The sequence below is a fragment of the Pseudoalteromonas sp. ATL1 genome (assembly GCF_058933015.1).
In genome coordinates, this window is the sequence record NZ_JBZYXL010000001.1 from 1,965,835 (window position 1) to 1,990,217 (window position 24,383).

17 protein-coding genes and 9 tRNA genes are annotated in these 24,383 nt (G+C 43.3%); 20 read left to right on the forward strand and 6 right to left on the reverse strand.

Going from position 1 to position 24,383, the window contains the following annotated elements; all coding sequences use genetic code 11:
• The first annotated feature begins 230 nt into the window (after positions 1 to 230).
• A complete protein-coding gene (putP, locus tag AC5FX4_RS08845) occupies positions 231 to 1,709 on the forward strand; it encodes a sodium/proline symporter PutP (protein ID WP_493606067.1) in 1,479 nt (492 codons plus the stop codon).
• Between the two features lie 39 nt (positions 1,710 to 1,748).
• Here the strand turns inward: putP and AC5FX4_RS08850 are convergent, their stop codons facing one another.
• From AC5FX4_RS08850 to AC5FX4_RS08860, 3 genes are all read right to left on the reverse strand, one after another.
• Positions 1,749 to 2,645 (reverse strand): substrate-binding periplasmic protein, encoded by an 897-nt coding sequence (locus AC5FX4_RS08850; protein WP_493607796.1) that lies wholly within the window; start codon positions 2,643 to 2,645, stop codon positions 1,749 to 1,751.
• A 122-nt stretch (positions 2,646 to 2,767) separates the two neighbouring features.
• Positions 2,768 to 3,736 (reverse strand): cysteine synthase A, encoded by a 969-nt coding sequence (gene cysK / locus AC5FX4_RS08855; protein WP_493606068.1) that lies wholly within the window; start codon positions 3,734 to 3,736, stop codon positions 2,768 to 2,770.
• Positions 3,737 to 3,875: 139 nt separating this feature from the next.
• The gene (locus AC5FX4_RS08860) at positions 3,876 to 6,221 is read right to left on the reverse strand and encodes a carbohydrate binding family 9 domain-containing protein (protein WP_493606069.1); all 2,346 of its coding nucleotides are present in this window, start codon (positions 6,219 to 6,221) and stop codon (positions 3,876 to 3,878) included.
• Between the two features lie 218 nt (positions 6,222 to 6,439).
• Here AC5FX4_RS08860 and AC5FX4_RS08865 point away from each other — a divergent pair, with 218 nt between their 5' ends.
• The 13 genes from AC5FX4_RS08865 (at position 6,440) to AC5FX4_RS08925 (ending at position 12,219) form a co-directional block, all read left to right on the forward strand.
• Positions 6,440 to 7,585 carry a dicarboxylate/amino acid:cation symporter gene (locus tag AC5FX4_RS08865; RefSeq protein WP_493606070.1) on the forward strand — a complete coding sequence of 382 codons (1,146 nt, stop codon included), beginning with the start codon at positions 6,440 to 6,442 and terminating at the stop codon, positions 7,583 to 7,585.
• A 176-nt stretch (positions 7,586 to 7,761) separates the two neighbouring features.
• Positions 7,762 to 8,412, forward strand: a complete 651-nt coding sequence (gene uvrY, locus AC5FX4_RS08870) for a UvrY/SirA/GacA family response regulator transcription factor (RefSeq protein WP_476291501.1) — start codon at positions 7,762 to 7,764, stop codon at positions 8,410 to 8,412.
• Between the two features lie 12 nt (positions 8,413 to 8,424).
• Positions 8,425 to 10,248, forward strand: a complete 1,824-nt coding sequence (uvrC, locus tag AC5FX4_RS08875) for an excinuclease ABC subunit UvrC (RefSeq protein ID WP_493606071.1) — start codon at positions 8,425 to 8,427, stop codon at positions 10,246 to 10,248.
• 42 nt (positions 10,249 to 10,290) lie between these two features.
• Positions 10,291 to 10,836 carry a CDP-diacylglycerol--glycerol-3-phosphate 3-phosphatidyltransferase gene (pgsA, locus tag AC5FX4_RS08880; protein WP_493606072.1) on the forward strand — a complete coding sequence of 182 codons (546 nt, stop codon included), beginning with the start codon at positions 10,291 to 10,293 and terminating at the stop codon, positions 10,834 to 10,836.
• 222 nt (positions 10,837 to 11,058) lie between these two features.
• Positions 11,059 to 11,134: transfer RNA gene (locus AC5FX4_RS08885), tRNA-Gly, on the forward strand.
• Between the two features lie 15 nt (positions 11,135 to 11,149).
• A tRNA-Cys gene (locus tag AC5FX4_RS08890) sits at positions 11,150 to 11,223 on the forward strand.
• A gap of 35 nt (positions 11,224 to 11,258) precedes the next feature.
• Positions 11,259 to 11,345: transfer RNA gene (locus tag AC5FX4_RS08895), tRNA-Leu, on the forward strand.
• A gap of 124 nt (positions 11,346 to 11,469) precedes the next feature.
• A tRNA-Gly gene (locus tag AC5FX4_RS08900) sits at positions 11,470 to 11,545 on the forward strand.
• Positions 11,546 to 11,569: 24 nt separating this feature from the next.
• Positions 11,570 to 11,656: transfer RNA gene (locus tag AC5FX4_RS08905), tRNA-Leu, on the forward strand.
• A gap of 87 nt (positions 11,657 to 11,743) precedes the next feature.
• Positions 11,744 to 11,819 (forward strand) — tRNA-Gly (locus AC5FX4_RS08910).
• 113 nt (positions 11,820 to 11,932) lie between these two features.
• Positions 11,933 to 12,008: transfer RNA gene (locus AC5FX4_RS08915), tRNA-Gly, on the forward strand.
• 15 nt (positions 12,009 to 12,023) lie between these two features.
• Positions 12,024 to 12,097, forward strand: a tRNA-Cys gene (locus tag AC5FX4_RS08920).
• Positions 12,098 to 12,132: 35 nt separating this feature from the next.
• Positions 12,133 to 12,219 (forward strand) — tRNA-Leu (locus AC5FX4_RS08925).
• A 114-nt stretch (positions 12,220 to 12,333) separates the two neighbouring features.
• On the opposite strand, the gene AC5FX4_RS08930 is transcribed toward AC5FX4_RS08925, so the two are convergent.
• From AC5FX4_RS08930 to AC5FX4_RS08940, 3 genes are all read right to left on the reverse strand, one after another.
• Positions 12,334 to 13,464, reverse strand: a complete 1,131-nt coding sequence (locus AC5FX4_RS08930) for a hypothetical protein (protein ID WP_493606073.1) — start codon at positions 13,462 to 13,464, stop codon at positions 12,334 to 12,336.
• A gap of 197 nt (positions 13,465 to 13,661) precedes the next feature.
• Positions 13,662 to 14,450 carry a nucleoside-binding protein gene (locus AC5FX4_RS08935; RefSeq protein ID WP_493606074.1) on the reverse strand — a complete coding sequence of 263 codons (789 nt, stop codon included), beginning with the start codon at positions 14,448 to 14,450 and terminating at the stop codon, positions 13,662 to 13,664.
• Positions 14,451 to 14,521: 71 nt separating this feature from the next.
• Positions 14,522 to 15,829 carry a Na+/H+ antiporter NhaC family protein gene (locus AC5FX4_RS08940; protein WP_493606075.1) on the reverse strand — a complete coding sequence of 436 codons (1,308 nt, stop codon included), beginning with the start codon at positions 15,827 to 15,829 and terminating at the stop codon, positions 14,522 to 14,524.
• A 225-nt stretch (positions 15,830 to 16,054) separates the two neighbouring features.
• Between AC5FX4_RS08940 and dapB the strand changes: the two genes are divergently transcribed.
• The 6 genes from dapB (at position 16,055) to AC5FX4_RS08970 (ending at position 24,368) form a co-directional block, all read left to right on the forward strand.
• A complete protein-coding gene (dapB, locus tag AC5FX4_RS08945) occupies positions 16,055 to 16,861 on the forward strand; it encodes a 4-hydroxy-tetrahydrodipicolinate reductase (RefSeq protein ID WP_493606076.1) in 807 nt (268 codons plus the stop codon).
• Positions 16,862 to 17,067: 206 nt separating this feature from the next.
• Positions 17,068 to 18,204 carry a glutamine-hydrolyzing carbamoyl-phosphate synthase small subunit gene (gene carA, locus AC5FX4_RS08950; protein ID WP_493606077.1) on the forward strand — a complete coding sequence of 379 codons (1,137 nt, stop codon included), beginning with the start codon at positions 17,068 to 17,070 and terminating at the stop codon, positions 18,202 to 18,204.
• Positions 18,205 to 18,221: 17 nt separating this feature from the next.
• On the forward strand, positions 18,222 to 21,440 hold the full coding sequence (gene carB, locus AC5FX4_RS08955; RefSeq protein WP_493606078.1) for a carbamoyl-phosphate synthase large subunit: 3,219 nt from the start codon (positions 18,222 to 18,224) through the stop codon (positions 21,438 to 21,440).
• A 46-nt stretch (positions 21,441 to 21,486) separates the two neighbouring features.
• Positions 21,487 to 21,963 (forward strand): transcription elongation factor GreA, encoded by a 477-nt coding sequence (gene greA / locus AC5FX4_RS08960; RefSeq protein ID WP_493606079.1) that lies wholly within the window; start codon positions 21,487 to 21,489, stop codon positions 21,961 to 21,963.
• Between the two features lie 341 nt (positions 21,964 to 22,304).
• Positions 22,305 to 23,507 (forward strand): IS256 family transposase, encoded by a 1,203-nt coding sequence (locus AC5FX4_RS08965; protein WP_493605020.1) that lies wholly within the window; start codon positions 22,305 to 22,307, stop codon positions 23,505 to 23,507.
• A gap of 231 nt (positions 23,508 to 23,738) precedes the next feature.
• Positions 23,739 to 24,368, forward strand: coding sequence for a DUF1449 domain-containing protein (locus tag AC5FX4_RS08970; RefSeq protein WP_493606080.1), 630 nt, complete (start codon positions 23,739 to 23,741; stop codon positions 24,366 to 24,368).
• The last annotated feature ends 15 nt before the right edge of the window (positions 24,369 to 24,383 follow it).

Here is a 24,383-nt window from a genome sequence, read left to right on the forward strand (position 1 = left end):
AATTAGTTCTAATTCATTATTTCAACTTCGAACTGCTGGTTCTTTTTTATGCTAACGATGATGTACTTGAGCTGAACAATGTTTAGTGTCATTACGACTAGGCTGGGGTGTGCTGACGATTCATGATATAGTTTTGGCAAACTAATAAGGTACTCTTTTTAATGGCAATAAGAAAAGCGCAGTCTGGATAATTGTCATTGGGTAGAGTGTCAATAACGAAGGAGGTAACTTTGGAATTAGGCACGATTATTTCGTTAGTCTTGTACTTTTTGGTTATGTTAGGCATAGGTTTATATGCTTATCGTAAGTCTACCAGCGACGTATCGGGATACATGTTAGGGGGTCGTAGTTTACCACCGAGTGTTGCTGCATTGTCGGCAGGTGCTTCAGATATGAGTGGCTGGATTTTAATGGGCTTACCAGGTGCTATGTTTGTGAGTGGTTTTAGCAGTACATGGATAGCGATAGGCTTAATCATTGGTGCTTGGTTGAACTACTTCTTAGTTGCACCACGCTTACGTGTATACACTGAGCTTGCAAACGACTCGATCACCATCCCAGATTATTTTGCAAATCGCTTCGAAGACAAAGGCAATGCACTGCGCATTGTATCAGCACTGGTCATCATTGTATTTTTCACATTATATACTTCGTCGGGTGTTGTTGCTGGTGGTAAGTTATTCGAAAGCTCGTTTGGTATGAGTTATGAGTCTGGGCTTTATATCACCACTGGTGTTGTGGTGTTGTACACCTTGTTTGGTGGCTTTTTAGCGGTGAGCCTGACGGACTTTGTACAAGGGTGCATCATGTTTGTGGCACTGATCTTGGTACCCGTTGTTACGTATTCGCTTCTTGATGCGCCTTTATCATCTACTTTAAATGCGGTTAATCCAGATATGCTCACGTGGGTTGGCGCGGGTGGGGCGATCGGAATTGTCTCTGCGATGTCTTGGGGGTTAGGTTATTTTGGTCAACCGCACATCATCGTGCGTTTTATGTCGGTACGTAGTGTGAAAGATATGCCGACGGCGCGTCGCATTGGTATGAGTTGGATGATCATCGCAGCATTGGGCGCAGTTGGCACCGGATTGTTTGGCGCAGCCTATTCTTATGAAAAAGGCATAGTTGTTGATGATCCTGAGACCATATTCTTGATTTTGTCAGAGCTGCTATTTCATCCATTGATAGCTGGCTTTTTGTTGGCAGCTATTTTGGCAGCAATCATGAGTACTATTTCATCGCAATTGTTAGTGAGTTCAAGCTCTCTAACGGAAGACTTCTACAAAATTTTTGTTCGTAGAGACGCGACAGACAAAGAGCTTGTACTTGTTGGTCGTATCAGTGTTGCGGCGGTAGCCTTGTGTGCAATTTATTTGGCGTATGATCGTGACAGCTCAATTTTAAGCTTGGTAAGTAACGCTTGGGCAGGCTTTGGCGCGGCGTTCGGACCGTTAGTTTTACTTAGCCTGTTTTGGCAGCGTATGAACTTTGCGGGTGCCTTGGCTGGCATGGTGAGTGGTGCTGCAACGGTATTGATATGGATATATGCGCCAATCACAGTGAATGGTGAGGCGCTGAGCGCAATTATTTACGAAATTGTCCCTGGGTTTATAGTATCAACGTTGGCTATTATAAGTGTCAGCTTGGCGACGTCTGAACCAAAAGAACCCATTGTTGCTCTATTTAAAAAAGTACAGTCAGAATTATAAAGCAACAAGTGACTAAAAAAGCGCCGTAATGGCGCTTTTTTAGTAGCATTCGGTATTGCCCATTTCGATGATTCTGCTTGTTTCACCGCTATTGTTAAATTTGTATAGACTCTGATTAATATCTTCCAGTAGTTCACGCCAGTTGTCTTTTTTCTTGCTTAAAGCAAAATATAGGTGGTTATATTGCAAAGGCTTAGTTTCGTTTTCAATGTTGCTCAGTAGGGTGACTTTGTCCGGTTTTGATAAATCAGAATAGTTAACGGTGAAACGCAGCACTTTTGGATCGCCAATGATTAAGTCAACGCGCTTTCCGACCAACAACTTAACCAGTTGTAAGTCATCCACGGCTTCTACAATGACAAACTCTCCATTGTCCATCATGGCGTCAAACTCGGGTGTGTTTTGATAGCCCCTTACAACACCAATTTTGGTGCCTTTTAAAGAGCGCAGATTTCCATCAAAACGGTCTTTATCGCCTTTTCTTTTTAAAAAGCCAATTTCACCGCCGGGAAAAGAGTTGGAAAGCGCGAGCACCTCTCGGCGGGTTTTGCCGTTGATGTAGTCCGAAGGGGCTGAATCTTCAATGTAATACTCGGGCATGAGAATATCGGCTTTGCCTGTTTCAACATCTCTGACTGCGCGAGCCCAAGGTAAAAATTCGACATACACGGGATAGCCTTGATCGGCAAGCAGCGATACTGAAAATTGAAAGACCCAGCCTTTGTTGCACAGGTCTTGCCCGATATAAGGCGGCCAATCTAGCGTTACCAAATGTAATGTTGTTTTATTGCCTTGTGCATTATACAAATAACCATTTTTATATGGATTGCCCTGAACGAGGTGATAACTTGAGTCTTTAAAGTAGCCGACGTTTACAACATCACTGGCATAGGTTGGTATGATAAAAACACACAATAGAGCAAGAACAAATCGCATAGTTTGAGTCACCACTTTTTTAACATGCATACCCGTAGTGTAGAGAATCACGATGAGTTTGCCACGTAAATACGGGTACAAAAAAGCCGGCATGACTAGCCGGCTTTTCGAAACAGTTATGATTACTGTACTAACTCTTGTTCAGAAAATTCATCCGCAAAAAGTGGGCTAGATAAGTAACGCTCAGTTGCACTTGGTAAAATAACAACAATGTTCTTATCTGCATTTTCTGGTTTTTCTGCAATACGCTTAGCCGCGACAACCGCTGCACCCGATGAAATACCTACTAGAATACCTTCATCTTTCATGAGTTGGTGCGCCATTGCGATGGCATCTTCGTTAGACACTAGTTCAGTACCATCGATCAACTCAAGATCTAGGTTGCCCGGAATGAAGCCTGCACCGATACCTTGGATTTTGTGAGGACCTGGTTTTACTTCTTCACCTGCTAGGGTTTGCGTAATAACTGGAGAGTCTACAGGCTCTACAGCAATTGCTTTAACATCTAAGCCTTTCTCTTGCTTAAGGTAACGTGTTGTGCCGGTGATTGTACCGCCAGTACCAACGCCTGCTACGAAGTAGTCTACTTTACCTTCCATTGCTTCGAAGATTTCAGGGCCAGTTGTCTCGAAGTGAATTTTAGGGTTCGCAGGGTTTTCAAACTGTTGTAACAAGATGTATTTTTCAGGGTTGCTTGCTTGGATCTCGTTCGCTTTTTCAATCGCGCCCTTCATACCTTTAGCACCCTCGGTAAGTACCAAATTTGCACCTAGTGCTTTTAGTAACTTACGACGCTCAAGGCTCATTGTGTTAGGCATTGTTAGGGTGAGCTTGTAGCCACGAGAAGCCGCAACAAATGCCAATGCAATACCTGTGTTGCCTGACGTAGGTTCGATAAGTTCTTTGCCTTCAGTCAGTAGGCCAGCTTTTTCTGCTTCCCAGATCATAGAAGCACCAATACGGCATTTTACGCTGAAGCTAGGGTTACGAGCTTCGATTTTTGCATAAACGTTACCACCTGTAACGCGGTTTAGTTTTACAATCGGAGTTTGGCCAATACTTAGGCTGTTATCTGCGAATACTTTTGACATTGTGTTCCCTTAGGTGCTCTAGGTTTTACTTAACATCACACTTTACTTAGCTTATAGCAAAATTGAAGGAAAGAATGGCTATAAGATATATCAATTAAGCTTATAGCCAAATGTAATATAAACAAGTTTTTTTATATCTTTACATAAGCCACGCATAACTAAACTTGGCAAAGAATGTTTTCCGGTCCTTGGTTATTTTTGATAAGTCATCATCTTGATAGCCATTATCAGCATAGCCCGCAAAAAACACGGTTTGTGGATTTAACTTATATGAATAAAGTAATTGTGTACTCAAGCCTTTGTATGTGGCATCAACTTCATCTAAATAGTTGCTGACGTTTCTATCAATCTTTGTATTGATAACCGCAATACGCAGATAGCTATTAATATCGAATTGGTAAGTCAGCCTTAAGTCGGTCAGATTGGCTGTATACACGTTGGCGCCTTCGGCATCCAGTGTTTCGTAACTGTGACGCAGATTGACTTCAAAATGTTTACCTAAATTCCAATTTAGCACTGGACGGGCAAAACGCATTTGTCCTACTCGATTGTTAGCTAAATCCACCTTATTACCAGTACGCAGGTTCAAGCTAGCAAATAACCCTGAGATTGGTTTGAACTCAAGATAGGTCCATAGTGTATTTTCGCTGAATAAGTCGGTGTTATTTTCAATGCTTAAATCGGCTTTATTATGTCTAAGTCCCGTGCGCTTTCGGTGTTCAACGCCAAAGTCTAGGAAGCTTTGTAAAGGTCCATCGATTGCAAGGTTAGTTTGTATCTCTTTTTCTAACAAAGTACCTTTGTCATTGTGGGTGATATCCCAGTCGGTATACCAGCGGGCTCTGTTCCACCAGTGACTTTTGTCACCATACCAGCGGTATTCAAATCCAGTCAGAAATTTATTGAAATCGACTTGCGATTGAAAACCTAAATCAGTACGAAGCTGATCATCGTAGCTTTGATAGCTCGTAAAGGCCCGCCAATGCTTTGTGTTGTGCTCGTAATTAAGAAAATAGCCAATGCCTTGCAATGAATCTTTATGCAAAACGCGCAATACGCTTTCATTAAAATCACACTCTTCACTTTGAATACAGCGCTCGGCGGGGGGCTGAGCACAGTCGCCTTCGTCTCCGTCGCAAAGCTCGTTAATAAATGCATCGCTGTATGTGGTTTTTGAACCAACAAATTGGAGTTTGAATGTATCGGCTTCAGTGGGCTGGTATTTGCTGTCTAAACTCAGTACATGGTTACGATAACCGTCACTATCACGTAATGTAGCGGTGGAACCAATTGATAATGTGTTATCCATGTCAAAGCGATAACGAAGCGCTGCATTGCTGCTGTCTTGCTCTAAAGACACAATACTCGATCCTAAGTTGCCTGGGACCATGACGTTCAAATGTTCATCGTTCGTCACAAAAGCGCCAAAAGTATGACCTGATTTGCTGCCTGATAATTTTAAGCCGTAATCGGGTGTTGCGATATTACGGGTATGAATGAGGTTTAAATGTGATGAATAGTAATCGGCATTATCTAGGAAAAAGGCGCGTTTTTCAGGGAAAAATAAACTGAAACTATCATTGACACTTAATTGGCCCGTGTCGGCTTCAACTTGGGAGAAGTCGGGGTTGAGTGTTGCATTGAGTGTGGTGTCGGGTGTTATTGCCCACTTTACATCAAGGCCTGGCTCTGTTTTATCGTCATCTTTCCATGGCTCGATACTACTGCCATCAATGTCTCTTGTTTGCGACTTGCTCAGTACTAATGACGGGATCACCGCAATGTTATTCCCCTGTTTTGCTTGCTCAAATCCTGAATATTGCGGCATCTGGCAGATCCAACAATTATTAGCGTGCGAGAGTTGCATACTCGATAAACGCAAGCGCTGATCCCGCGGCAAGAATCGTACAAACTCCATAGCCATAGTTTTAACTTGCTGGCTATCATTGAAGTTGAGTACACGTAGAGGAATTTCGACTTCAACAGTATATCCTTGACTGTTAACCTCGCCAGCACTACCCCAAATGCCATTCCAAGAATTGTCTTCAGTTTTGTTAAGCTCATTTTCAATGGAGTCAATTTGTACACCAAATGGATTGATGAAAAATTGGTAGGCGCTCTTAGCGTTGTTAAAAGAGTCTATTTTGATCCCAACAAGATCGTCATTCCATCCTTTATCTCTGTCTCTAAAAAATGCTCTAATTTGCTCGGGGCGGGGATCTCTTGCATCAAATGCCACAAAAAGAGATTGCCCATTTTCGTAAACATAGGCCGTGGTTTTGACTGGGCTGGGTAAGTTTTCTTGCGGCCAAGTAATGTTGTCGATGGGTATCTTTTTTGCCAAACGCCAGTGAGGTTCATCTAGCTTGCCATCAATTATTGCTGAATGATTTACAAATGGGATTGAGGTTGTTGGTATCGGTGAATTTGCATTTGCGGCCAGCGAGAATGCTGAGCTTATTGTAAATATTAACTTTTTTATCATTTTTCTAGTTTGAATAGCAGCGACTCTAGCGCCCATTTTAATGATTTATTGTTTATGTTAATAGAGTATTCGCGATAGGTTGCTATTTAACAAGTTAAATGATTTTAACCATACATGCTGCGGCTTTTACAACAGTTTACACGAGTTACGACTCTAATTATGGCAATCACGCAGTGAAACGTGATAAAACAACGCATCATTTTAGTTAGAGAATCATTATGTCGTTAATTCTTAAACTTATTGCTGGTATTGTAGGCGGTATCATTGCTGGATTTTACTTTCCAACGTTTTTGGTTGAATTGTTATATACAGCAAAGGTTATCATTGGACAACTGATCAGCTTTACTATCCCCTTGATAATTCTATTTTTCATTGCTTCTGGTATTGCTGGGTTACCTAAAGGCTCAGGGCATTTATTAGGAAAGACAGTTGGTTTTGCCTATGGCTCAACGATTGTTGCTGGTACGCTGGCGGTACTTTTAGTCAATGCCTTCATACCTTTTTTTGATGGTGCAATAAGCTATGAAGCAACAACGGCAACAGAGCTAAAAGGATTTATTGACCTTGAGATCCCTCCATTAATGGGGGTAATGACTGCGCTAGTGAGTGCGTTTATTTTTGGTATTGGTATCAGTCAGTTAAATCTTACATCGCTTAAAGACGTGACAGATCAAGGTCGCGATGTGATTGACGCGTTGCTTGCTAAGGTGATTATTCCAGCGTTGCCATTTTACATTGCAGGTGTGTTTGCTGAAATGACGGTGGCAGGTACTGTTGTTGATACGCTGAGCACGTTCGGCATCGTACTTATCGCGGCAATTTTAATGCACTGGTTATGGCTCACAGTGCTTTATGTTGTTACTGGTTTACTCCTTAAACGCAGCCCAATAGAGCTTATAAAAAATATGTTGCCCGCTTATTTTACTGCTATCGGTACTATGTCGAGTGCCGCAACCATTCCAGTTTCACTGCGAGCAAGTAAAGCAAATGGTGTAAAAGACGAAGTAGCCAATTTTTCTGTGCCACTTTGTGCAACTATTCATTTGTCAGGTTCAACCATCACTATCGTCACCTGTGCGATGGCAGTGATGTTACTGTCTCCTTCGATGGCAGTGCCTTCAATTGTGCAAATGTTACCCTTTATTTTCATGTTAGGTATTGTGATGATTGCCGCGCCTGGCGCTCCTGGCGGCGCGGTGATGTCAGCACTTGGCCTGTTAACTTCTATGCTTGGATTTAATGAAGCGGCCGTTGCGCTCATGATAGCACTGTACTTAGCGCAAGATAGTTTTGGTACAGCTTGTAATGTAACAGGTGATGGGGTGATTGCTTTATGGGTGAATCGTTTTTCTCAGCGCGCATAGTCTAAAATATTGCACTAAACTCAATGGTAAAGTGCGTGTCAAAGACACGTCATTGCTTTGTAAATTTATTACGTTTAAGTGCATGAATATTTATAAATTTATATATTTATATGGTACTCTGAACAAGTTGTTTTTCGGGGCCATATATACAAATGTAACAGTAAGGGGATGTGCTATTGATTAACGTACTTTTAGTTGATGATCATGAGCTTGTGAGAACAGGTATTAAACGCATATTGGACGATGTGCGTGGCTTCAAAGTGGTCGGTGAGGCTAAAACTGGTGAAGAAGCAGTGACATTTTGTCGCCAGAATGAACCAGATATTGTGTTAATGGATATGAACATGCCAGGTATTGGCGGATTAGAAGCAACAAAGAAAATTTGTCGTTATTGCCCTGATGTGAAAGTGATAGTTTTAACTGTACATTGTGAAGACCCTTTCCCCAGCAAAGTAATGCAAATTGGTGCTCACGGATATCTGACAAAAGGCGCAGGCCCGGATGAAATGATCAATGCGATTCGAGCGGTAAACGCAGGGCAGAGGTATATTGCCCCTGAAATTGCACAGCAAATAGCTCTTGCGCAATTTAGCGGTCGTAATGATGAAAATCCGTTTCAAACTTTGTCGGAGCGTGAATTGCAGATTATGTTGATGATCACCAAAGGTGAAAAAGCTCAAGACATCGCTGAGCGATTGAATCTCAGTTCTAAAACGGTCAATAGCTATCGCTATCGTATGTTTGAAAAATTGAACGTGGGTGGCGATGTAGAGTTAACACATTTAGCAATTCGTCATAAAATGATAGACATTGATACTACACACTAATCTATCATTTTGATGGCCGTATTTGATCACAAAGCATTTCTCAAAACCCTAAGCACAGAGCCTGGTGTTTATCGTATGTATGACGATGAACGTCAGGTTATTTATGTTGGCAAAGCCAAAAATCTAAAGAAACGCGTTTCTAGTTACTTTCGCAGCAATTTGACTGATAGCAAAACGATCGTTTTGGTTAGCAATATCCGGCATATCGAAGTCACCTTAACGAACACAGAAACAGAAGCGCTGCTACTCGAAAACAATCTGATCAAAAAGTACCAGCCAAGATACAATATATTGCTCAGAGACGATAAATCGTATCCTTATATTTTCTTAAGTGGGCATAAACACCCTAGGCTTGCTTTTCATCGTGGTGCGCGAAAAAACAAAGGGGAATATTTTGGCCCTTTCCCGAGTAGTGCTGCCGTCTCCGAAAGCCTGCGTCTAATGCAAAAAATTTTCCCTGTACGCCAATGCGAAGATGCTTATTATCGTGCGCGTAGTCGTCCATGCTTACAGTATCAGCTAAAACGCTGTTCAGCACCATGCGTGGATAAAGTCACGGACGAAGAGTATCAAGATCAAGTTGATATGGTGCGTCAATTTCTAAATGGCAAATCACAGCAGGTGATTGCGACGTTAGTTGCAAGAATGGAAGCGGCGAGCATGGCACTGAACTTTGAATTGGCTGCAAAATACAGAGATCAGATTGCGTTGCTCAGACAAATGCAAGAGCAGCAATCCGTTGCCGGTAACTTTGCGGAAATGGATGTGATTGGCTTTGTGCAACAAAATGGTTTGTGTGCCATTCACATGTTGATGATCAGAGAACATAAGGTGCTTGGCACTAAAACTTATTTCCCTAAAGTACCGAAAGATTCACAAACAGACGAGATCTTAACCTCATTTATTGGACAATATTATTTGAGTGGTGGTAGCAATAGCCGTATTGCGAAAGAAATTGTTCTTCCATTTGCTTTAACCGAACAGCAAGAGCTTAGCGACGCACTTAGCGAAGTTGCGGATAGAAAAGTACAATTGAAGGCTCAAGTACGTTCAGAGCGAGCACAATATTTGGCGCTGGCGAATAAAAATGCCGCCAATAGTATCGCTGTAAAACAAAGTGCCCAAGATTCTATTAACAAACGCTATGCCTTGCTCAAAGACGCATTGCAATTGAGTGATATTCAGCGCATGGAGTGTTTTGACATTAGTCATACCATGGGGGAAAACACCGTGGCTTCATGTGTCGTTTTTGATGCACAAGGGCCAAATAACAAAGAGTATCGACGCTTCAATGTAACGGGGATCACGCCGGGGGATGATTACGCGGCGATGGACTTTGCGCTTAATAAGCGTTATGGCAAGTTGCAGGATGAAAACAAAGTACCCGATGTGATATTTATTGATGGTGGTAAAGGGCAGTTGGGCAGAGCGGAAGCATTTTTTGCCGATTGGTCACTCGATAAGTTACCATTGCTCGTCGGGGTTGCTAAAGGCACCAGTCGCAAGCCAGGTTTAGAAACTTTACTCATCGACGGCGGAAGAAGAACGGTCAATTTGGATAGCGATTCACCGGCGCTGCACTTGATACAACACATTCGTGATGAATCTCACCGTTTTGCTATTGCGGGGCACCGTAATAAAAGGCAAAAACAACGCACTCAGTCTGTGCTGGAGGAAATAGAAGGAGTCGGTCACAAACGTCGTCAGGCGTTGTTAAAATACTTGGGGGGGATGCAAGGCGTAAAGTCTGCTAATATCCACCAGCTTAAACAAGTTCCAGGGATCAGCCCGCAAACGGCTGAAAAGATATTTAATCATTTGCATGACAAAGCTTAAGCATTCATGCGAACATAAAGAAAAAGATCTCACTTAGTAGTTATGTGGAATATTCCAAACACGCTTACAACATTTAGGTTGTTTCTCATTCCTGTATTTGCAGTTTTGTTTTATTTGCCTTTCTCTTGGGCTTTTTTTGCTGCTGCATTTATTTTCTGGCTTGCTTCGGTGACCGATATTTTAGATGGTTACCTTGCTCGCAAATTAGAACAGTCAACGCCTTTTGGTGCATTTCTCGATCCTGTCGCAGATAAGGTGATGGTGAGCGTTGCATTAGTCATTTTGGCAACCTATTACCAAAACTATTTTGTTACGATTGCCGCTGTGATCATTATCAGTCGAGAAATTGTTATCTCTGCACTGAGAGAATGGATGGCTGAATTAGGCAAACGTAGTGAAGTGGCGGTGTCATCATTAGGTAAGTTTAAAACAGCTGCGCAAATGCTGGCCATTATCGGCTTAATCTGGCAATACGCGCCTTGGATGGTGACACTTAGTTATGTACTTTTGGCTATTGCTACTTTGCTAACGGTCACCTCAATGCTTGCATATTTGTATGCTGCGAAGGCAGAACTGACTAAATCTTAGCTCTATGTGCTTATATTCAGAGCAGTTTAGATAAATTTTGAACAAACGATTAAAAACATTCATTTTTTATGTTGACGCGTTTCGTAACTTCTGTAGAATGCGTCCGTGTTGAGAGGGCAGCACGCCTTTGAAATTAAAGATTGCGAGTATAACTCAGCTGGAACTAGAAAGACGCTACCAAGTCTTAAAAAGTTTCAACTCCGTTAAAATTGCATTAATGATGCGAGTATAGCTCAGCTGGTAGAGCGCGACCTTGCCAAGGTCGAGGTCACGAGTTCGAACCTCGTTACTCGCTCCAATCTTTAATTAGACCGGCGGAATGGCAGAGTGGCCATGCAGCGGATTGCAAATCCGTCTACCTCGGTTCGACTCCGGGTTCCGCCTCCATTTCTCAACACTCCACATGCGAAAGCAAACCCGATGCCCGGGTGGTGGAATTGGTAGACACAAGGGATTTAAAATCCCTCGCTGGTAACAGCGTGCCGGTTCAAGTCCGGCCCCGGGCACCATTTAGATTAGAGATTTTTCTCTTTCTTCGTTTGAAGAAAACGATGCGAGTATAGCTCAGCTGGAATTAGAAAGACGCGACCTAGCTTCTTAATGGTTTCAACTAGTTAACAATGCATTAGTGATGCGAGTATAGCTCAGCTGGTAGAGCGCGACCTTGCCAAGGTCGAGGTCACGAGTTCGAACCTCGTTACTCGCTCCAATCTAACGCTTTTGTAGACCCGATGCCCGGGTGGTGGAATTGGTAGACACAAGGGATTTAAAATCCCTCGCTGGTAACAGCGTGCCGGTTCAAGTCCGGCCCCGGGCACCATTTGATTGCGAGTATAGCTCAGCTGGAATTAGAAGGACGCAACCTCGTCTTATTTAATTTCAACTAAGTAAGAACGCATTTAGAGATGCGAGTATAGCTCAGCTGGTAGAGCGCGACCTTGCCAAGGTCGAGGTCACGAGTTCGAACCTCGTTACTCGCTCCAATCAAATATCAGGTCAACTTTTTATAAAGTTTGCGAGTATAGCTAAGCTGGAATTAATAAGACGCGAGTTCGTCAGAATCGATTTCAACTAAGTCAGAACGCATTTTAGTGATGCGAGTATAGCTCAGCTGGTAGAGCGCGACCTTGCCAAGGTCGAGGTCACGAGTTCGAACCTCGTTACTCGCTCCAAACTTTAGATAATAAGGCGGAATGGCAGAGTGGCCATGCAGCGGATTGCAAATCCGTCTACCTCGGTTCGACTCCGGGTTCCGCCTCCATTTATCACACTCTCCACATGCGAAAGCAACCCGAAGCCCGGGTGGTGGAATTGGTAGACACAAGGGATTTAAAATCCCTCGCTGGTAACAGCGTGCCGGTTCAAGTCCGGCCCCGGGCACCATTTTATTCATTTTCATATAAAAGAATTTCAAATATTGCGATTCTGGTAAGCATTTAACATTATTCACCATTACTCATCCTTGAGTTTCAGCTTCCTATAACGTTTTCTCTGACTTTATTTAGGTAAGTCAGAAACGGGCACGTTGTTAACAGACATCTGGTTAATGGGTAAGCTATGGCGTAATGCCACTGTATTTGCTGGCGTATTCGCTAAAAATACGGTTTGTGCGCCACTGGTAAAACTATCGTTGTGTATGCACTGTGGACGGATAGCCAGTGCGCTCCCATCAAGTGGGATCTCAAACATGGTAAAATGATATAGTTGACTATCTATAGTACGGAAATAGCCATCTTCCAAAGCGGTATCCACTCTTCTGCCAAGTAAGATCCTTGAAATGGTTTGTCTATGAAACTTTGGATCTTCCCCTTTTGAAGGTAGCCAAATATGAGGGAAAGGGTGGTGCTCTACAAATAGTCCGCCGCCTTTTGTTGGGCCAAATTGATACTCGGTAATGTATTGAGGTAACTTTTGGTCGTATTGTATCCCCCACAAGTCTTGACTAAACCCAAGTGTAAATTCTTCGTTTGGGCTTAACAGCGTACCACCATAGTATTCAAGGGTGTTGAGGTAAAGTTTTTGAGATTCTTCAGTTGAACCGTATTGAAGCAACGGAAAATTGAGGCTTTCCACGTTACATTCGTTTTTTTTACAACTTTCCACAGAGTAGCAAATTAATTGCCCGGTACTGCCAAAGACGTTCGACGAGCCATCCAAACATGGAATACCAGCCCCATCGACTGCTGCGGCCCAAAAACCTTTGACAGCGAGTACATAGTCGTCCTTTGGTGGATTATTGGTGTTTTCGTCATGCAATCTGTTTAAACGATCGATTAAGGTTTCTTGCTCTTTAGGAGGAGCGTAGTCACTTTGTTCAACGAGGTGAGTTGGGTCATCTTTAGTTCGAGCATCAGGGTTTAGGTGGACCATTGTTCCTGGGCGAATAGGCCCAAATAACCCGGTTGTGGTCATCAAGACTTCTTGTTGTTCCACGCCAGCAACGTTATGCACCACACCACGATTTAACACCGCGCTGTTTAAAAATTCGAAATTATTAATAAAATCCATTTCTTCTACGTCTATATCTACTTTTTCCCAGCGAGTTTCCTCCATTTGCCTTTCACGGTATGTTTTAAGTGTCTCGCCATCAAAATCGGGTTTGGTTTGATTAACTAATACATGCGACATTGCCTTCTCCTTTTGAGTATCTGACATTTATTCAATTTAGCGTCATTCGCTAACGGTAAAGTTTATATAAGCTTAAATATGTCATTTTGGAAATTACCCACCATTACAGGAGTTCCTTAATTCGCAAAGATATGCAGAAGGTTTTGGTTGATTAGGACTGTGTATAGTCGGTATATCTTATTGTTAATATTTGCATTTTAAAAAGTCCAAACAATATGTAACTGGGTCGCAGACTCGTTGTGAGATGTACCCATTTTATTGCGCCATACTTGCCATTCAACACCGGCCATAAGTGTATCAGTATGATTACCTAGGGCATGTCCTAAATCCCACTGAAAGGCCATTTGTGCCAAAATCCAGTCGTTCACATAGACACCTATTTCATTGCGTCTTGAGCCGATATACTCCGCATGGCCTGTAAAATAAAACTTTTGATTGCCTAGTTGGTAGGGGTATCCCCAAGCTAAATCTAACATGAAGGTATTGTTGGTTTGCGGCGCACCTTGTTCAGCAAGGCCAGCGCTATCGTCGAAATAGGCTGTTGCGGCTGTGGTCAAATAATCAAAACCGGGGATATCCCAGCTTAATTTTATCCCAGGCAAATATTTGAGCATTTTGGCATCACCCGCTGCGTTGTAGCCAATAACAAAGCCAATATCTTTTAATCGCCAAAAGTTATATTGCCAATCAAATAGTGCTTTGCCGCTGAAGGTGGCATAACCTTCAGAGTAAAAGTCCTTATCATTAAAGCCATCGATGACATCATCATCTAGATAGTCAACGAAAAAGAATACATCACCATAATTGTTGGACGATGCGTGTTGCAGAGAAATCACATCGGTCATGGCTTTTTGCTTGGTAAAGGGATGGTCGAAAACCCCTCGATTGATATGAAGTTGTGTTTTGCTCCAATTGGCAGCGTGCGAAGTAAATGAAAGAGTGATGACTATCAAGCTAGCCAATACCACTTTAATTTTATACATCATTACATTTCCTTGAGCGCAACAATGTAACGAGTATAGACAAAGCGCCCGAAAGGGCGCATTTTTAAGGAAGGTTACGCTTTATTTCTTCGCAAACAAATTACAGCAATTGCAGTAAATGCTAAAATAAAACAATAAAATGAAGAGGTTGAAACATCCCAAGGACTGATTTCAAAAGTTGCTCCAAGCAACAATGCTTGCGCACCGTAAGGTAGCGACCCTTGCATCACGCAGGCAAAAATGTCGAGCAAACTGGCTGAGCGCTTACCTGATATACCACCATCGTCCGCCAATTTTTTTGCGACGGGTCCCGCCACAATAATACTGACGGTGTTATTAGCAATACATAGGTTACTGGTTAGCACTAAAGCGGCTATACCAAGTTGATCGGCCACTTTACGGTGCCATTTGGCTATCACGGCCGTCAGTCGTTGTATTTTTGAAGCTAAATAATCTAAGCCACCATTAACACGGATAAATTCCGACAAGCCACCAATGAACATCGACAGTAAAAAGATCTCCTGCATGTCGCTAAATCCTTTGTATACATCTTTAGCGAAACTACCGACTTCATAGCTGCCCATAAAGCCCATAGCTGCTGCAAATACGATGCCGCTAAACAACACAACAAATACATTTAACCCAGCAACGGCTAATACGAGAATAAAAATGTAAGGCAGTACCAAAAGCCAGTCAAAAGGCTTGGTTTCAACGGCTTGAGGCTCTGGCGTTAGAAAAACAAGTAAAATAACGGTGAGCAATGCTGCTGGTAAGGCAATCTTCAAGTTTTCTCTAAACTTGTCTTTCATTTCACAGCCTTGAGTACGTGTTGCCGCAATGGTGGTGTCAGAAATAATCGATAAGTTATCACCGAACATTGCACCAGAAACAATGGTACCTGCCATCAGAGCGGGGTCGATACCCGTTTTTAAAGAAACCGCATATGCAATTGGACCAATCGCACCGATAGTACCCATTGACGTGCCCATAGCTGTAGACACAACGGCAGAAATTAGGAAGAGGCCTGGCAGTAAGAACGATGCAGGGATCAATGATAAACCTGCATTCACCACGGCATCAACACCACCCGTTGCACCGGCTACGGCAGAAAACGCACCCGCTAGCAGGTATATTAAACACATGGTAATGATGTTGCTGTGTCCTGCACCTTTAATAAAGGTTTCGACGCTTTGATTAATACTTGCTTTGTTTATCAAAAAGGCAACAACAATAGCGGGTAAAATGGCTACAGGTGCTGGCAATTGGTAGAAAGCGTAATTAACTCCTTGAGATTGAAGGTATAAACCTGCTCCCAAAAAAAGGCCCACAAAGGTTAATAAAGGTAAAAGCGAAAGCTTCGCATGTAGAGTGTTTGGCTGCATTGTGCTCCCCGAAAATATGTACCACAGCCATGAGATCCATTATTAGCTGTATTTAAACTTCAAACGCCCGCAATAAGTAAATCGGCGAATCGAGAAGTTTATACATTTAGACGTCTAAAGTCTATGGTATTCTGTTATTAGTCTTCTTTCACTGACTATGGCATAGAGAATTGATAAACTCTATAGCTCATAACAAAACGCTAACCTTCAATACTGAGTTAACACATGGATAATATTGCAATTTTTGGTGCTAATGGCCGAATGGGCTTGGCATTAGTTGAAGCTTGTACGCTTGTGCCAGATACACAAATCGCAGCGGCTGCGGTGCGTTCAAGTTCAGATTTATTGGCAACGCCTGTTTCAAACAAGCAACCGAGTGCGTCACAAGCACTGTTGTTCAGTGATGAAGCAAATGTTGCACAAACCGGTGCAAACGTATTAATTGATTTTACTTTGCCTGAAGGCATGAAAAGCCATTTAGCGATAGCGGTCGAGAAAAAGCTGCCTATGGTGATAGGTACAACGGGGTTAACAGACGAAGACATGCAAATTCTGCGTGATGCTGCGAAGCAGATCCCCATTGTTTTTGCACGCAACTTTAGCGTGGGCGTAACCTTACTCCTAGATCTGGTACAAACGGTGGCAACAAAACTTGCAGATGAGATGGACATTGAAATTTTTGAAGCGCATCACCGCCATAAAATTGATGCGCCATCGGGTACTGCGCTGGCGATTGGTGAAGCAATTGCTGATGCAAAAGGGTGGGATCACGACCAAGTTGCACGTTACGACAGAACGTCGGTAGAAGAGGCGAAATCTCAAAATGAAATTGGTTATTCGGTCCTAAGAGCTGGTGACATAGTAGGTGAACACACAGCTTACTTCGCAACTATGGGCGAAAGGCTTGAATTAACCCATAAAGCAACTTCTCGACTCACGTTTGCATCTGGTGCAGTAAGGGCTGCGAAGTGGTTGAGAAATAAACCAAATGGACTTTATGACATGCAAGATGTGCTTGGTTTGAAGAAGTAAATGTGTTTTTTTGGCGCTTTCGTGAAATTTTTTTATAAAAGGCACTATTTTTAATGTTTTTGTGTCTTTGGTTAGACGAATCTATCAAATTGCTGTAGACTATAACGAATTTGCCAAAAATTAATAACTGCGTGTTACCAAGCGCTTTGTGAACGGGATGAAAAGCGTAAAAGCTTGCTCCCGTTTTTTACCATTAGGAGGTTAACTTGACTAAATCCGCTCTGTTAGTCCTAGAAGACGGCACGGTGTTTCGCGGTACTGCTATCGGTGCTGACGGTATGTCAGTCGGTGAAGTAGTATTCAATACGTCTATGACTGGTTATCAAGAAATTTTGACAGACCCATCATACGCGGAACAGATCGTAACTTTGACTTACCCGCACATCGGTAATACCGGCACTAACAGTGAAGACGAAGAAGCGGACCAGATCTGGGCTAAAGGCCTAGTGATCCGTGACTTACCTTTACTAGCCAGTAATTTCCGCAATGAGCAATCATTAAGTGATTACCTAAAAGCTCGCAATATCTTAGGTATTGCAGACATCGATACTCGCAAACTAACACGTATTTTACGTGATAAAGGGGCGCAAAACGGGTGTATTATCGCGGGTAATTCGCTTGATGAGCATCAAGCCTTGGAAGCGGCGAAAGCTTTCCCAGGTTTAAAAGGCATGGATTTAGCTAAAGTAGTATGTACTAAAGAGCAGTACACATTTAATGAATCAAGTTGGACACTTGGACAAGGTTATAAAACCTTAACGGCAGAAGAAGAAAAATTCCACGTTGTAGCGTATGACTTTGGTGTGAAGAAAAACATCTTACGCATGCTTGTAGATCGTGGCTGTAAATTAACCGTAGTGCCTGCAGAAACCTCCGCTGCAGACGTGTTGGCACTCAATCCTGACGGTATCTTCTTATCAAATGGCCCTGGTGACCCTGAGCCATGTACTTATGCAATCGAAGCAATTAAATCATTCCTCGAAACAGACACCCCTATCTTTGGTATTTGTTTAGGCCATCAGCTTCTGGCTTTGGCATCGGGCGCAAAAACAGTAAAAATGAAATTTGGTCACCACGGTGGCAACCACCCGGTTAAAGATTTAGAGCGTAATGTTGTGATGATCACTGCGCAAAACCACGGTTTCGCAGCAGATGAAGATAGCTTACCTGCTAACTTGCGCGCAACGCACAAGTCACTATTCGACGGTACATTGCAAGGTATTCACCGTACCGATAAGCCTGCATTTAGTTTCCAAGGTCACCCAGAAGCAAGCCCTGGTCCGCACGACGCGGCACCACTGTTTGACCATTTCATCGACCTAATGCAATCGCGTAAAGCCTAATTGAGAGTGGAGTTATAATGCCAAAACGTACTGATATTCAAAGCATTCTTATCTTAGGCGCGGGTCCGATAGTGATCGGCCAGGCGTGTGAATTCGACTACTCAGGTGCACAAGCGTGTAAAGCACTACGAGAAGAAGGGTATCGAGTTATTCTCGTTAACTCTAACCCTGCAACGATTATGACAGACCCGGAAATGGCGGATGCGACGTACATCGAGCCAATTCATTGGGAAGTTGTTGAAAAAATTATTGAAAAAGAAAAGCCAGATGCGGTACTACCAACTATGGGTGGTCAAACTGCATTGAACTGTGCACTAGATTTAGACAAGCATGGTGTGCTGGCAAAGCACGGTGTTGAGCTGATTGGTGCAACGGCTGATGCAATCGATAAAGCAGAAAACCGTGAGCGTTTTGATGCGGCCATGAAGAACATTGGCCTTGAATGTCCTCGCGCTGAAATCGCTCACACAATGGATGAAGCACACGATGTACTTTCGCGCATCGGCTTCCCATGTATTATTCGTCCTTCTTTCACCATGGGTGGTACCGGTGGTGGTGTTGCTTACAACCAAGAAGAATTTGACGAGATCTGTGCGCGCGGTCTAGATCTTTCGCCAACCAGCGAGCTGCTAATCGACGAGAGCTTAATCGGTTGGAAAGAGTACGAGATGGAAGTGGTTCGTGACAAAAACGACAACTGCATCATCGTATGTTCAATTGAGAACTTTGACCCAATGGGTGTACATACAGGCGACTCAATCACGGTAGCGCCTGCACAAACACTGACAGACAAAGAATACCAAATCATGCGTAACGCCTCGATGGCAGTTTTGCGTGAAATCGGTGTAGAAACAGGTGGTTCAAACGTACAGTTTGGTGTTAACCCAGTTGATGGCCGTATGGTTATCATCGAAATGAACCCGCGTGTATCACGTTCGTCAGCACTTGCATCTAAAGCGACTGGTTTCCCGATTGCAAAAATCGCAGCAAAGCTTGCTGTTGGTTACACGCTTGATGAGTTACAAAATGACATCACAGGTGGCGCAACACCGGCGTCATTTGAGCCGTCAATTGACTACGTTGTTACGAAAATCCCTCGTTTTAACTTCGAGAAGTTTGCGGGTGCTAATGACCGTTTAACAACACAGATGAAGTCTGTGGGTGAGGTGATGGCGATTGGTCGTAATCAGCAAGAATCTCTGCACAAAGCACTACGCGGTTTGGAAGTGGGCGCAACGGGTTTTAATCCAATTGTGGCACTAGATGACCCCAAAGCAAGAGAAACCATTATTCGCGAACTTCGTGAGCCAGGCGCAGAGCGCATCTGGTATGTTGCTGATGCAATGCGTCACGGCATGAGCGTAGACGATGTGTTTGAACTGACCAAAATTGACCCTTGGTACCTAGTTCAAATCGAAGACATCATCAAAGACGAAGCAACGATTGCCGAAGTGGGCCTTGCGGGTCTTAACAAAGACTTCTTACGCCGCTTGAAGCGTAAAGGTTTTGCCGATGCACGTATTGCTGAAATTGCGGGTGTGTCTGAAAAAGAAATTCGTAAAAAGCGTCACCAACTTAACATCGTACCGGTGTACAAGCGTGTTGATACGTGTGCGGCTGAGTTCAGCTCTGATACTGCTTACATGTACTCAACATACGATGAAGAGTGTGAAGCAAATCCATCAGACAAAGACAAGATCATGGTTATCGGTGGCGGCCCTAACCGTATCGGTCAAGGTATTGAATTTGACTACTGTTGTGTACACGCAGCATTAGCAATGCGTGAAGACGGTTACGAAACCATCATGGTGAACTGTAACCCAGAGACAGTATCAACAGATTATGATACGTCTGACAGATTGTTCTTCGAACCAATTACCCTTGAAGACGTCCTAGAAATCGTCCGTGTTGAAAAACCAAAAGGTGTGATTGTTCAGTATGGTGGTCAAACTCCACTTAAACTAGCGCGTGCGCTTGAAGCGAATGGTGTGCCAATCATTGGTACTTCACCAGATGCGATTGACCGCGCTGAAGACCGTGAGCGTTTCCAACAAATGGTTGAGCGTTTGAACCTACTTCAGCCGGAAAACGCAACTGTAACTTCACTTGAAGAAGCGGTCGCTAAGTCGCAAGAAATCGGCTTCCCACTGGTTGTACGTCCTTCATACGTACTGGGTGGTCGTGCGATGGAAATCGTATATGACGAAGACGATTTACGTCGTTACATGACAGAAGCGGTATCGGCATCAAACGAAGCGCCAGTACTGCTAGACCGTTTCCTAGATGACGCTATCGAAGTAGACGTTGACGCGATTTGTGACGGTGAGCAAGTGATCATCGGCGGTATCATGGAGCACATCGAGCAAGCGGGTGTTCACTCAGGTGACTCTGCATGTTCATTGCCTGCACATTCATTATCTGCAGAGATTCAAGATGTTATGCGTAAGCAAGTGACTGATATGGCACTTGAACTTGGCGTAATAGGTTTGATGAATACGCAGTTTGCAGTAAAAGATGGCCAAGTATACCTAATCGAAGTTAACCCGCGTGCAGCACGTACAGTGCCTTTTGTATCGAAAGCGACCGGTGTTGCACTAGCGAAAGTTGCAGCGCGTTGTATGGCGGGTCAGTCACTGGCAAGCCAAGGTGTGACTTCAGAAGTGATCCCACCTTATTACAGTGTTAAAGAGGTTGTATTACCTTTTGCTAAGTTCCAAGGTGTTGATCCACTTCGTGGTCCAGAGATGCGTTCAACGGGTGAAGTCATGGGCGTTGGTGAAAACTTCGCCGAAGCGTTCGCAAAAGCCCAATTAGGTGCGGGTAACGCTTTACCACGCGGTGGTCGCGCGCTACTATCTGTGCGTAATAGTGATAAATCACGTATTGTTGAACTCGCTAAAATCATGAGAGAGATTGGTTTTGAGCTAGATGCAACAAATGGTACAGCCAAAGCGCTAGAAGCCGCAGGCATTGAAGTACGCCGTGTAAACAAGGTATACGAAGGCCGTCCTCACATTCTTGATAGAATCAAAAATGGCGAGTACAGCTACATAGTAAATACCACTGAAGGTCGCCAAGCGATCGAAGACTCGAAGGTGTTGCGTCGTGGTGCATTGCAGCATAAGACAAATTATACCACCACGCTTAATGCAGCATTTGCTAACTGTATTGCCCATGCGGCCGATGACAGAAGCACAGTAAATTCTGTACAAGAGCTACACCAACGATTGAACTAAGGACTAACGCCAAGGCCATTCGGCCTTGGCATCAAGTGAGACAGTTATGCAATCAATTCCGATGACAGTACGAGGCGAGCAGTTGCTTCGTGAAGAACTTAACCATTTAAAATCGGTTGTTCGCCCTAAAATTGTTGCCGATATCGCCGACGCGCGTGAACACGGTGACTTAAAAGAGAACGCTGAATATCATGCGGCGCGCGAACAACAAGGTTTTTGTGAAGGTCGTATCCAAGAGATAGAAGCAAAGCTTTCAACCTCTCAGGTGATCGACGTAACTAAAATGCAAAACAATGGCAAAGTGATTTTTGGTTCAACAGTGACTATTTGTAATGTAGACACTGAAGAAGAAGTAAAATATCGCATTGTTGGTGATGATGAAGCGGACATTAAGAACAACTTAATTTCAGTTAACTCACCGATTGCACGTGGCTTAATTGGTAAAGAGTTAGACGATACCGCTAACATTCAAACACCAAACGGCACCGTTGAGTTTGAAATCATCGAAGTTGAGTATATTTAACTTACTCATTTCTTAGATAAAAACCGAGCTTAGGCTCGGTTTTTTTATGTCTTTAACATGAGCTACATAACACCAATGGGTAATAACACTTAATCATTTTGGAGGTTAAATCTGACGCTAGCAGGACGCGATAGCGGTGCTACTGACAAAGTTTTCTTGCCTCAAAATAGACCTCATAGTTAAGCACATTGCCATAAATCAATTTAATTTAAAAATAGCCCTTAGAGTTTTTAAATCTTTGTGTCGACGAATACACGAAAATCGCAGACAAACACCACTTTTACTGGTAGTGTTTAGAAATCTGTGTCATTTCAGTATCATTAAGAAAACAGGAATGACACATGACCAAAGACTTCGATTTAGAACAAGCCATTAAAGCCCTTCAGTCAGGGCAAGATCTGACAGGCAAAGATGGCTTCTTAACCCCTCTTATCAAACAGATCACCGAAGCTGCCTTAAAAGCAGAGCTGGAACAGCACCTTGTAGATGACGAGCAGCCTAACCGTAAAAATGGTTCTAGTAAGAAAACCGTTAAGTCTTCAGTGGGCACTTTCGAACTGGATACCCCGCGTGACCGTGCAGGCTCATTTGAGCCAAAGCTAGTTAAGAAAAACCAGACTAAGTTAACTGATGAGATCGACCGCAAGATCTTATCCATGTTTTCGCTTGGCATGAGCTATCGTGATATCCGCGGCCATGTTGAAGATATGTATGGTATTGACGTTTCTGAGGCTACCATCACAGGCGTTACCGACTGTTTGATACCCGAATTGAAAGAATGGCAGCAACGACCATTAGATGCGCTCTATCCGTTCGTCTGGCTTGATGCTATCCACTACAAAATTAAGGAAGATGGCCGCTATGTCAGCAAAGCGGTGTACACTATCTTAGGCTTAAACGTCGAAGGCAAGAAGGAGCTGCTTGGTCTGTATCTATCCGAGTCAGAAGGCGCGAACTACTGGCTATCTGTACTAACGGATCTGCATAACCGTGGCGTTGAAGATATCCTGATAGCCTGCGTGGATGGCCTGACAGGCTTCCCTGAAGCTATTGCAACTATTTACCCAAATACAGAAGTTCAGCAATGCGTTATTCATCAGATCCGCAACTCTATGAAGTACGTCGCTTCCAAACATCAAAAGGAGTTCATGGCTGATCTAAAACCAGTTTACCGCGCTGTGAGCAAAGAAGCAGCAGAGATGGAACTTGAGCGTTTAGAGTCCAAATGGGGTCAACATTACCCGATAGTGCTCCGTTCTTGGCGAAACAAGTGGGCAAACCTGTCCGTTTATTTTAAGTATCCAGAGTACGTTCGCAAGGCCATCTATACCACGAACGCTATTGAGGCTGTACATCGCCAGTTCCGTAAACTGACCAAGACGAAAGGTGGCTTCCCAAACGAAAACAGCTTGCTTAAGCTACTGTATGCTGGGATATTGAATGCTTCTAAGAAATGGACAATGCCAATTCAAAACTGGAATATGACATTGTCTCAACTGGCGATTCATTTTGATGGGCGCTTGGATGATGTCTTAGATATCTAGCCAAAATTAGCTGACACAGAATTCTGAACGCCCTCCTTTTACTTGACCAATATGGGACTTTGTGCGAATTTATGGGACAGACATAATATGTCTCCACCGTTGCTTTGACAAAAAATTAGACGTCGTGAGCGACGACTAATTTTATCTAGCATTGCGTGAAATTTTCAGTACAATTCTTAGTCCCTCACAAGGTTTAGTGAGTGAATGAGATGGAACTAGGAATCAAGATTTATGGACTATATCAATACTGCTTTTACCTTTCCTACGGTTGTTTTGAGCGTTTTACTAATTATTGTCCTGTTTTTCTGGCTAATAACGCTGTTTGGCTTTGCCGACATTGATTTGCTGGACGGTGATGTAGAACTAGAAGTTGAAGCAACAGATGGAGACGCTAATTCGTCAAACTCAGTATTTAAATTTGGTTTTGGCGATTTACCACTAACGGTATCACTGTCTTTGGTCGTAATGCTGAGCTGGTTGGTTAGTATTTACATACATAAGCTATTTTCTTACCTCTTAGGCGATGGCATTGTTTTTTATTTAGTCGGCGCTGGGATGATAGTTGCGAGTGTATTTATTGCATTGCCACTCGCGGTGATCTTTGCAAGGCCTTTGCGTCGTTTTTTCGATAGTAAAGAAACAGCCAGTAAGAATGACATGCTTGGTATGGAGTGTATCATTGCTACCTCGAAAGTGACCAATTCATTTGGTCAAGCGCGATTGACCTTCCAAGGTGCTGAACAGTTGATAGAAGTGCGAGTCGATGACGATGAACAAGCTTTTACTCTCGGTGATACCGCACTGTTGATAGAACACAACAAAGACACCCACAGTTACGTGATTGCTGCCAAGCCTTGGTAGTTTGTACGTAATTCT